A 10,338-nucleotide genomic window follows, 5' to 3' on the forward strand; every position below is an offset into this window, starting at 1 on the left:
GCCAGCACGTCCTTGTAGAACTCACGCACGGCGATACCGAACATGATGGGGTCGGAGACCTTCATCATCGTGGCCTTGAGGTGCAGCGAGAACAGCACGCCCTTCGCCTTCGCGTCTTCGATCTGCGCGCTGATGAACGCGGCGAGCTTGCCCTTGCTCATGACCGCGGCATCGACGATCTCGCCAGCCTTCACCGCGACCTTTTCCTTTAGCACCTTCGTCGCACCGTCCTTGCCGGTGAACTCGATGCGCAGGTTGCCGGCCTTGTCCATCGTCGCGGACTTCTCGCTGCCGTAAAAATCGCCGCCATCCATGTGCGAGACGTGCGACTTCGAGTCGGACGACCACTTGCCCATGCGGTGCGGGTGCTTGCGGGCGTAGTTCTTCACCGAGAGCGGTGCGCGGCGGTCGGAATTGCCTTCGCGCAGCACCGGGTTAACGGCGCTGCCCATGGCCTTGCCGTAGCGGGCGTTGGTGTCCTTGTCGGCATCGGTCGACGGCGCGTCGACGTAATCCGGCAGGTTATAGCCCTGGGCCTGCAGTTCCTTGATCGCGGCCTTCATCTGCGGCACGGAGGCGCTGATGTTCGGCAGCTTGATGATGTTGGCTTCCGGCGTGGTCGCCAGTTCGCCGAGTTCGGTGAGGTGGTCACCCACGCGCTGCGCGTCGGTCAGGCGGTCCGGGAACTGGGCCAGGATGCGGCCGGCCAGCGAGATGTCGCGGGTCTCGACGGCGACACCGGCGGTGCCGGCAAAGGCCTCGACGATCGGCAGGAACGACGCGGTGGCCAGGAACGGCGCTTCGTCGGTGAGCGTGTAGATGATCTTGGGCGAGTTGGACATGAGGAGGCCTCTGGATGGGTCCCGCGCGCGGGAAACCCTACCATTGTGGCCGGATCAGGCGGCCGGGGAAAGCGATCCCCCGGCATGACACCTTTGCTGCGGGTGCAACACCGCTGCCGCCGTAGGCGCCCACCCTGTGGGCGACGCCGTTCGCCGTGAAAGCACAAGCCCTGCGGCGGCGTCGCGAAAGATGTCGCCCACAGGGTGGGCTCCTACGGCAGCCGATTTCACGCCCGGGCGGCGCGCAGCGCCTTGCGCTCCCGGCGGCGGGCCTTGCGTGCCTTCCAGCGGTCGGAGAGGCAGGCGAAGATCACGTAGAGCGCCGGGGTGGAGAGCAGCGTGAGGCTCTGCGAGATCAGCAGGCCGCCGATCATGGCGATACCCAGCGGACGGCGCAGCTCGGAGCCCTCGCCCAGGCCGATCGCCAGCGGCAGGGCCGCCAGGATCGCCACCATGGTCGTCATCATGATCGGGCGGAAGCGCACCAGGCAGGCCTCGCGGATGGCGTCCTTCGGATTGGACGCATGGTCGCGCTGCGCCACGAGGGCGAAGTCGATCATCATGATCGCGTTCTTCTTCACGATACCGATCAGCAGCACCAGCGCGATCATCGCGACCACCGATAGCTCGGTATCGGTGATGACCAGCGCGGCGAGCGCGCCGACACCCGCGGCCGGCAGCGTCGACAGGATCGTCACCGGATGGATCAGGCTCTCGTAGAGCATGCCCATCAACAGGTACACGACGATGATCGCCGCGAGGATCAACAGCGGCATATCGCTCTGCGATTGCTGGAAGCGGCGGAAATCGCTGCCCGCATCGAGGCGGATGTCGCCCGGCATGCGCATGCCATCGATGGTCTTCTGGATCACCACCATCGCCTCGCCCATGCTTGCGCCCGGTGCGAGATTGAAGCTGACGCCCATGCTGGTGTACTGGTCCTCGTGCACGATCTGGCTGGGCGCGAGGCCGGGCTCCTGCCGGGTGACGGCGGAGATCGGCACCATGGCGCCGCTGTTCGAGCGCACGTAGATCTGGTTCAGCGCCTCGGGCGTTGCCGCGAGCGTCGGCAGCGCGTTCACGATCACGCGGTACTGGTTGATGTCCGAGTAGATCGTCGACACCGCGCGCTGGCCGAAGGCGTTATACAGCGCGCCGTCGATGTTGCCGATCGACACGCCAAGGCGCGACGCGGTATCACGGTCGATCACCATGTTCTGGCGCAGGCCCTGCGCATCGATATCGCTACCCACGTCCTTCAGGATCGGGCTCTTCTTCAGCGCATCGACCAGCTTCGGCAGCCACAGCTGCAGCTCGGCGAGGTCGTTGCCCTTCAGCGACACGGAGTACTGGCCACCCTGCGAGCTGCCGCCACCGCCGCCCGTGGGCAGGTCCTGGATTGGGCGCAGGCGCAGGTTGAGGTCGGGGTACTTGTTGGCCTTGGCCGACAGGCGATCCACCGCATCGAAGGTCGTATCCTGCCGCCCTTCCGCCACGGTCTTCAGCTCGATGTTGAAGTTACCGGTGGAACCCGTACGGCTGGTGCCGAGGCGCGAACCCACGGACTTCACGTCCGGGTCGGCGAGCAGCATGTCGGTAAGGCGGGCCTGGCGGGTCTTCATCTCGCTGAACGACACCGTGGAACTGGAGGTCGCACGCGCCGCGATGAGGCCCGTGTCCTGTGGCGGGAAGAAGCCGCCCTTCACCATGCCGAACAACGCGATGGTGATCCCGATCAGGAACAGCGGCGTCAGCGCCATCAGCAGCGCATGGCGGAGCGTCCAGTCCAGGCACACGCGATAGAACGCCAGCAGCCGGTCCTGCGCGCGCTCCAGCCAGCGGCCGAGGCGCGATTCCGGCTCGTCCGACGCGTGCGCGGTGAGGAAGTGCGCGCACAACGAGGGCGTCAGGGTCAGCGATACCAGCATCGACACGACGATCGCTGCGATCAGCGTGATGGTGAATTCCTTGAAGAACATGCCGATGATGCCGGGCGCGAGCAGCAGCGGGATGAACACGGCGATCAGCGAGCCGGTGATCGAGACGATCGTGAAGCCGATCTCGCGCGCGCCGAGCAACGCCGCTTCGAACCGCGGTATGCCTTCATCCATGTGCCGGATGACGTTCTCGATGACCACGATCGCATCGTCGACCACGAAGCCGATGGCGATGACCAGCGCCAGCAGGGTCAGGTTGTTCAGTGTGTACCCGAACGCGTACATCACGATGAAGCCGCCCGCGAGCGAGAGCGGCACGGCCAGGCCAGCGATGACGGTCGGCGCGAGGCGGCGCAGGAACAGCGCCATGGTCATGATCACCATGCACAGGCTGATCATCAGCGTGGCCTGCACCTCGTGCAGCGAGGCGCGGATGGTCGGCGTGCCGTCGAAGAACGAGTGCAGCTGTACGCCCTTCGGCAGCCACGCCTGCATCGTCGGCATCATGCCCTTGATCCGGTCCACGGTCTCAATGACATTCGCGTCCGGCTTGCGGTACACGTACATCAGGATGCCGGGCTTGCCGTTGAACCAGGCAGCCTGGTACGCGTCCTGCTGGCCGTCGTAGACCTTGGCGACGTCCGAGAGATGGATCGGCACCGAGTTGTTCACGCCGATCACCAGCTTGGCGAACTCATCGGCGTGGTGCAGCGAATCGTTGGCCATCACCGCCATGGTGGTCTTCCCGTCCGACAGGAAGCCCTGCGGCGAGGTGACGTTGGCGGCAGTCAGCGCGTTGCGCAGCTGATCAGGCGAAAGGCCCATGGCGTTCAGCGCGCGCAGGTTCACGTCGACGCGAATGGCGGGCGTGGCGCTGCCGGCGATATCGACCGAGGCGATGCCTTCCTGCTGGCGCAGGCGCTGCGCAAGGATCGAATCGGCGACGTTGTACAGATCGGTCGGAGCCACGGTGTCCGACGTCAGCGCCAGCACCACCACGGGATCGTCGTTCGGGTTGGCCTTCTGGTACGACGGCGCATTGAGCAGGCCAGTCGGCAGGTCGGGCTGGGCCGCGTTGATCGCCGACTGCACGTCGCGCGCCGCGGCATCGATATTCGTACCGTTCTGGAAGAACAACAGCACGAAGGCACTGCCCTCCGAGCTGTTCGAACGCATGCTCTCCACGCCCGGCACCTGGCCCAGGTGGCGCTCCAGCGGCGCGGCGACCGTGGAGGCCATGGTGCTGGCATCCGCGCCGCTCTGCTGCGCCTGGACGAAGATGGCGGGGAACTGGATGTTCGGCAGCGCGGCGACGCCCAGCAGTGAATAGCAGATCAGGCCAACGACGAACACGCCGATCGCAAGCAGCGAGGTGCCGATCGGGCGGCGGATGAACGGGCCGGAAATATTCATCTAGCGGGGGACTTTAGGAGGCGGGGAAAGACGCGCGGGGATCCATCCATAACGCGTGACCCGGAAAAAGGTTTCGCCGGGCGGTAAGCCGTCCGGCGAAAAGAAGGTGAGCCTTGGAGTCCAGGCCCGGCCCGCATCAGTCCGCGGGCCGTGGCTGGGCATGGTGTGCCAGGGCACGTTGTCGCTTCCGCTCGGCGAGCCAGTCGGAGAAGCGCTCCATGTACAGGTAGATCACCGGCGTGGTGTACAGCGTCACCAGCTGCGAGAGCAGCAGGCCGCCCACGATCGACACACCCAGCGGCTTGCGCAGTTCCGAACCGATGCCGTTGCCGAGCGCCAGCGGCAACGCGCCAAGCAGCGCGGCCGCGGTCGTCATCATGATCGGTCGGAAGCGCAGGAGGCACGCGCGGCGGATCGCGTCCGTCGCGTTCATGCCGGTGCGCTTCGCCTCGATCGCGAAGTCGATCATCATGATCGCGTTCTTCTTCACGATACCGATGAGCAGCACGATACCCACGATGCCATCGACCGACAGGGTCATCCCGCAGAGCAGGAGCGCGAGCAATGCGCCCACGCCCGCCGGCGGCAGCGTCGAGATGATGGTGAGCGGGTGGATGTAGCTCTCGTACAGCACGCCCAGCACGATGTCGATGACGATGATCGAGGCGAGCAGAAGGAGCACTTCATCGCCAACCGACGAGGAGAACTCGGCGGCCTTGCCGATGAACTGGCCACGCACCTGCGGCGGGAAGTCCAGGCTCTTTTCGACGTCGTGGATCGCCGCGACGGCCTCCGACAGCGAGTAATTCGGGGCCAGGTTGAACGAGATGGTCACCGCCGGCAGCTGCTGCAGGTGGCTCACGACCAGCGGTGCCGTCGTGACCTTCGCGCTGGCGAGCGAGGCGATGGGGATCGTGCCGCCGGCGCCGACCTGGAAGCCGACGTTGCCGGTGTTGCCGATACCCGCCGGGGTCGCCGAGTTGCTCGACGCGAGCTGGCCGAAGCTGGTGGCATTGGAGCCGGTCAGGGCGCCATTGCCGTTGCCACGCACCGTCAGCTTGTTGAGCAGGTCCGCGCTGTTGCGGAACTCCGGCGAGACTTCCATTACCACGCGGTACTGGTTCAGCTGGGTGAAGATCGTCGAGATCTGGCGCTGGCCGAACGCGTCGTAGAGCGTATCGTCGATCGTCTGCACCGGCACGCCGAGGCGGCTGGCGGTGTCGCGATCGATGGTGAGCTTGAGCGCGGTGCCCTGGTCGGCGAGGTTGTTGTCGACGTCCGCCAGCTCCTTGCGCTTGCGCAGGGCCGAAGTCATCTGCTGCGCGTAGCCCGCCAGCTCGGTCGAGTTCACGTCGGACAGCGAGTACTGGTACTCCGTGGCCGAGACCTGGCTATCCAGGGTCACGTCCTGCACGGGCTTCAGGTACAACGCCACGCCGGCGATATGCGACGCCGCTTCCTGCAGGCGCGGCAGCACGTCGTCCAGGCTGTCGCGATCGCCACGATCCTTCAGCACCAGCGAAATCTGGCCCTGGTTGAGCGTGGGGTTCACCGAGCCGGCACCGATGAAGGCGGCGACACCGGAGACGGCGGGATCCTTCGCCAGCGCATCGGCCACGGCCTTCGTACGCTGCTCCATCTGCGGAAACGCGACGTTCTGGTCGGCCTGGACCACGGCGGTGATGAGGCCCGTATCCTGCTCGGGCAGGAGGCCCTTCGGGATCACGATGTAGAGCACCACGGTCAGGGCCACGCTGAGCGCGGCGATGAGCATGGTCAGCGGGCGGTGGTCGAGCACCCAGTCGAGGCTGCGGCCGTAGGCTTCCACCGTGCGCGACCACACGGTGTGCTTGCCCGAGGCCGTGGCGTGCTCGTGCGCGTCATCGGCGTCCGGCAGCTGGTCGGCCTTCAGCAGGTACGCGCACATCATCGGCGTGAGCGTCAGCGAGACCAGCATGGAAATGGCCACCGCGATGGTGAGCACCCAGGCGAACTCGTGGAACAGGCGGCCGGTGACACCCGGCATCAGCAGCAGCGGCAGGAACACCGCGATCAGCGAGACGGTCAGCGAGAGCACCGTGAAGCCGATTTCCTTGGCACCGACTTCCGCGGCCGTCTTCGCGTCCTGGCCCTGTTCGATATAGCGGACGATGTTCTCGATCATCACGATCGCATCGTCGACCACGAAGCCGGTGGCCACCGCCAGCGCCATCAGCGAGAGGTTATCCAGCGACATGCCCGCGAAGGCCATGACGCCGAACGTACCCATCAGCGAGAGCGGCACCGCGATCGACGGGATCACCGTGGCCCACAGGCGGCGCAGGAAGACGAAGATCACCGCCACCACGAGGCAGATGGTCAGGATCAGGGTGAACTGCACGTCCTCGACCGAGGCGCGGATGGTGATCGTGCGGTCGGAGAACACCTTCAGGTGCACATCCGCCGGCAGCACCTTCTGCAGGTCGGGGATGGTGTCGCGGATGGACTTCACCGTCTGCACGATGTTCGCGCCCGGCTGGCGGCGGATATCGAGCAGCACGGCCGGCTTGCCGTTGGACCACGCGGCGAGCTGGTCGTTTTCCACGCCATCGACGACGTTGGCGACATCCTTCAGGCGCACCGGTGAGTCGTTGGTGTAGCTGATGATCGTGTCTTTGTAATCGGCGGCGGTGGCGAGCTGGTCGTTCGTGCCGATGCTGTAAGACTGGGTCTTGCCGTTCAGCGTGCCCTTGGGTGCGTTGACGTTCGCCTGGGTCAGCGAGCTGCGCACGTCCTCCATGGTCAGGCCAAGGTTGGCCAGCTGCGCGGGGTTGATCTGGATGCGCACGGCCGGGCGCACGTTGCCCGCGATCGAGACGAGGCCCACGCCCTGAACCTGCGCGAGCTTCTGCGCGATGATTGAGTCGGCGTAGTTGTTCACGTCGCGCAGCTGCACCGTATCCGAGGTGAGCTCGAGCGTCATGATCGGCGCATCGGCCGGGTTCACGCGGTTGTAGACCGGCGGGTACGGCAGGTTGTTCGGCAGCGTGCCGCGCGCCTGGTTGATCGCCGCCTGCACGTCCTGCGCGGCGATATCGATGTCGCGATCCATGTTGAACTGCAGCACGATCGTCGACAGGCCCGCCGACGAGTCGGAGCTCATCATGTTCAGGCCGGAGATCTGGCCGAAGTTACGCTCGAGCGGCGTGGTGATCAGCGCCGCCATGGTGCTGGCCGAGGCACCGGGATACTGGGTGGTGACGACGAGGCTGGGCGCGTCGATTTCCGGCAGCGCCGAGACCGGCAGCTGCCGGTAGCCGAGGATGCCGAGCAGCAGCACCGCCACCATGAGCAGCGAGGTTGCGATCGGCCGGCGAATGAAGAGTGTCGAGAAACCCACGTTGCGATCCTGGTGTCTGGGCCATGTGACCCGTGGGCGGTGCGTCCCTCATGGACGCACCGCGCGCGTCAAGGGTTAACCGCCGCGGCGGCCGCCCTGGCGCCCCTTGGCCTTGTCCTTGTCCTTCTGCAGCTCTTCCGCCGTCGGCGCGGCAGGCACCTGGCCCGGGGCCAGCGGCTGCACCTTCGAACCCGGCTTCAGGCGGAACTGGCCTTCGGTGACGACCTTGTCGTTCAGCTTCAGGCCCTTCGAAATCATGACGTGGCTGTCGCCCACTTCGGCGGCGGTTTCCACGGCCTGCATCTTGACCGTGTTGTCGCCCTGCACGAGGTACACGTAGTCACCATCCGGACCACGCTGCACGGCCTGCGCCGGGATCACCAGGCCGCCCTTCACCGTGCGCACGCGCAGGCGCGCGTTGACGAACTGGCCCGGCCACAGCTCGGTCTTCTGGTTATCGAAGAGACCGCGCAGGCGGAACGTGCCGGTGGTGGTGTCGATGGTGTTGTTGATGACCTCGAGCTTGCCGCTGGTCATCACGTGCGCATCGATGCGGTCGAGCGCATCGACGGTGAGCGGATCGGTCGGATCATCGCGCATGGCGCTGCGCACCATGTCGAGGTTCTTCTCGGGCAGGGTGAACGTGACGTAGATCGGGTGCACCTCGGTCAGCGTCACGATGGACGTGGTCGTCGTGACGATGTTGCCGACGTCGACGCCACGGATGCCGGCCAGGCCGGTGATCGGCGCGATGACCTTGGTGAAGCCGAGCTGCACCTGCGCGGCGCGGATCGAAGCCTGGTCGGCCACGACCGTGGCATTGGCCTGGTCGAGCGTGTTCTTCAGGTTGTCCAGGTCCTGCTTGGACACGTACTGCTGTCCGCCCTTGCTCACGAGGTTCTGCGAACGCTCGAGGTTGTTCTTGGCGGTGGCCGACAGCGCCTGGTCCTGCTTGAGCTTGGCCAGGGCCTGGTCGTACTGGGACTGGATGGTGCGCGGATCGATCTCCGCCAGCACGTCGCCCTGCTTCACTTCCTGGCCTTCGGTGAAGTTCAGCTTCATCAGCTGGCCGCCGACCTGCGGGCTCACCGTGACCTGGTTACGCGCCTGCACGGTACCCGTGGCGCTGAGATAGACCGGAACGTCCTGGGCCACGACGGGCACCACGGTCACCGGAACCGGCGGCTGGTCCTTGCCCTGCCCTTCGCCGTTGGCCTGGGCGGATGCACCCTGGGCGTTTGCACCACCCTTGTGCATGCGGGGTAGGACGACGACGGCGGCGATCACCACAACCACGATGACCGCCAGCGCGATTTTCCAAAAACGCGACATGTAAAGCTCCCAATGAGAATCCGGTCGACGGCACTGCCCTTCGGCCTGGCGCGCCTCGCGCCGCGGGTTTTATACCCTGAAAACGTGAAGGTTCGGCGGCGACAATATAGGTGTAGGGGAACGGGATTGAACAATGCCGGTTGACAGGGGTACACCATGACTGACGGCATGCTACCCACGGCTTGCGGCCCGCTTTGAGGCCATTCGCGGGCAGCCTCGGGGAGGACCGCTGACGAATGCGAAGGTTCCGTTATACTCGGGCGGTTAGACCGCTGTCAGGCGGCAGGCAAGCCGGGCCCCGGGGAGGGGGACGGCACACCCAATCTCGATGGGAGTCAATGCGTGAGTGGTTCTCCGAGCAAGTCCGACCAGAACTTCGTCCGTCAATTCTCGTGGCTTACGGCCGGCTTAAGTCTTCTCGCCCTTGTCCTGATGGTGTTGGCTTACACCATCTATTCGAACATACCGAAGGACCAGGATCCGGCCGTGGCGAAGCGCACGGAGGCCCGGATCGCACCGGTGGGTGCCGTTTACGCCGGTGATACCGGCCGTGCGGCCATGCTGGCGGCCCAGGAGGCGGCGGCGAAGGCCGCGGCCTCGCAGGTCGCCTACGGCGGCAGCAAGGATGGCAAGACGATCTACGACAACCTGTGCCACAGCTGCCATACGGCGGGCGTGGCGGGTGCGCCGAAGCTGGGTGACAAGGGTGCCTGGGGTGCGCGCATCGCTGAGGGTACGGCGACGCTGATCAAGCATGCGATCGAGGGCTACACCGGCCCGGATGGCAACCACATGCCTCCGAAGGGCGGCAACCCGGCCCTCACCGACGAGCAGGTCACGAACACGGTGAAGTGGATGGTCGACCAGGCGAAGTAAGCCTGCTCGCCCTACCTGAAAGCCCGGCTCTATGCCGGGCTTTTCATTGCTCGCATGGAAAGCCGAGAGGGCTCGCCTTCGGCTTCGCGGGGCTCGGCTTGCGCCATCGCTTCTAGCGCTCTGACGTCTCCGGAAAGAGCCCTTGGTGCCCACCCTCGCTGCTCAGACATGTCCTCGTCGTTCGAAAAGGTGTGCCCCTCCGGGGCAGATTTACTTATTGCCCTACGGGCGCGAACCGGCAGCCGGGCGGGGGTTTGAAACTCGCCATCCTGGCTCGATTTCAAACGAGCGGCCCTCCATGGCCGCTCCCGCCATCGGCGGCTGTTCCCGCCCGCCTGCCTCGCCTGCGGAACTCGCCTCGAGGGTGGGCACCAAGGGCTCTCGGACGCGCTGAGGCTGGGTGGTGGGAAAGCCTAGCCGCGCCGGCGACCTGTAGGAGGCCACCCTGTGGCCGACAGCTTTCGCCTCGATCGACAAGCCCCTGTGGCGCTTTCGCGAAAGATGTCGCGCGCAAGCGCGCTCCTACAAGAGAGCTGCGCAGGGCGTGGGGTATCGCGCG

The 10,338-nt window shown here is 65.8% G+C and carries 5 protein-coding genes; 1 reads left to right on the forward strand and 4 read right to left on the reverse strand.

Going from position 1 to position 10,338, the window contains the following annotated elements; translation table 11 throughout:
* The 4 genes from ACTHLF_RS02075 to ACTHLF_RS02090 all read right to left on the reverse strand — a co-directional run.
* Positions 1-842, reverse strand: an 842-nt coding sequence (locus tag ACTHLF_RS02075) for an NADP-dependent isocitrate dehydrogenase (RefSeq protein ID WP_440324406.1), incomplete at its 3' end; no start/stop codon positions are given.
* Positions 843-1,069: 227 nt separating this feature from the next.
* Positions 1,070-4,192, reverse strand: coding sequence for an efflux RND transporter permease subunit (locus tag ACTHLF_RS02080; protein WP_440324408.1), 3,123 nt, complete (start codon positions 4,190-4,192; stop codon positions 1,070-1,072).
* 136 nt (positions 4,193-4,328) lie between these two features.
* A complete protein-coding gene (locus ACTHLF_RS02085; protein WP_440324409.1) occupies positions 4,329-7,571 on the reverse strand; it encodes an efflux RND transporter permease subunit in 3,243 nt (1,080 codons plus the stop codon).
* A 75-nt stretch (positions 7,572-7,646) separates the two neighbouring features.
* On the reverse strand, positions 7,647-8,903 hold the full coding sequence (locus ACTHLF_RS02090; protein WP_440324411.1) for an efflux RND transporter periplasmic adaptor subunit: 1,257 nt from the start codon (positions 8,901-8,903) through the stop codon (positions 7,647-7,649).
* A gap of 342 nt (positions 8,904-9,245) precedes the next feature.
* On the opposite strand from ACTHLF_RS02090, the gene ACTHLF_RS02095 reads away from it, so the two are divergent.
* Positions 9,246-9,779 (forward strand): c-type cytochrome, encoded by a 534-nt coding sequence (locus ACTHLF_RS02095; protein WP_440324412.1) that lies wholly within the window; start codon positions 9,246-9,248, stop codon positions 9,777-9,779.
* The last annotated feature ends 559 nt before the right edge of the window (positions 9,780-10,338 follow it).

Origin of the sequence: Luteibacter sp., assembly GCF_051958795.1 — a bacterium.
Taxonomy (GTDB): Bacteria; Pseudomonadota; Gammaproteobacteria; order Xanthomonadales; family Rhodanobacteraceae; genus Luteibacter.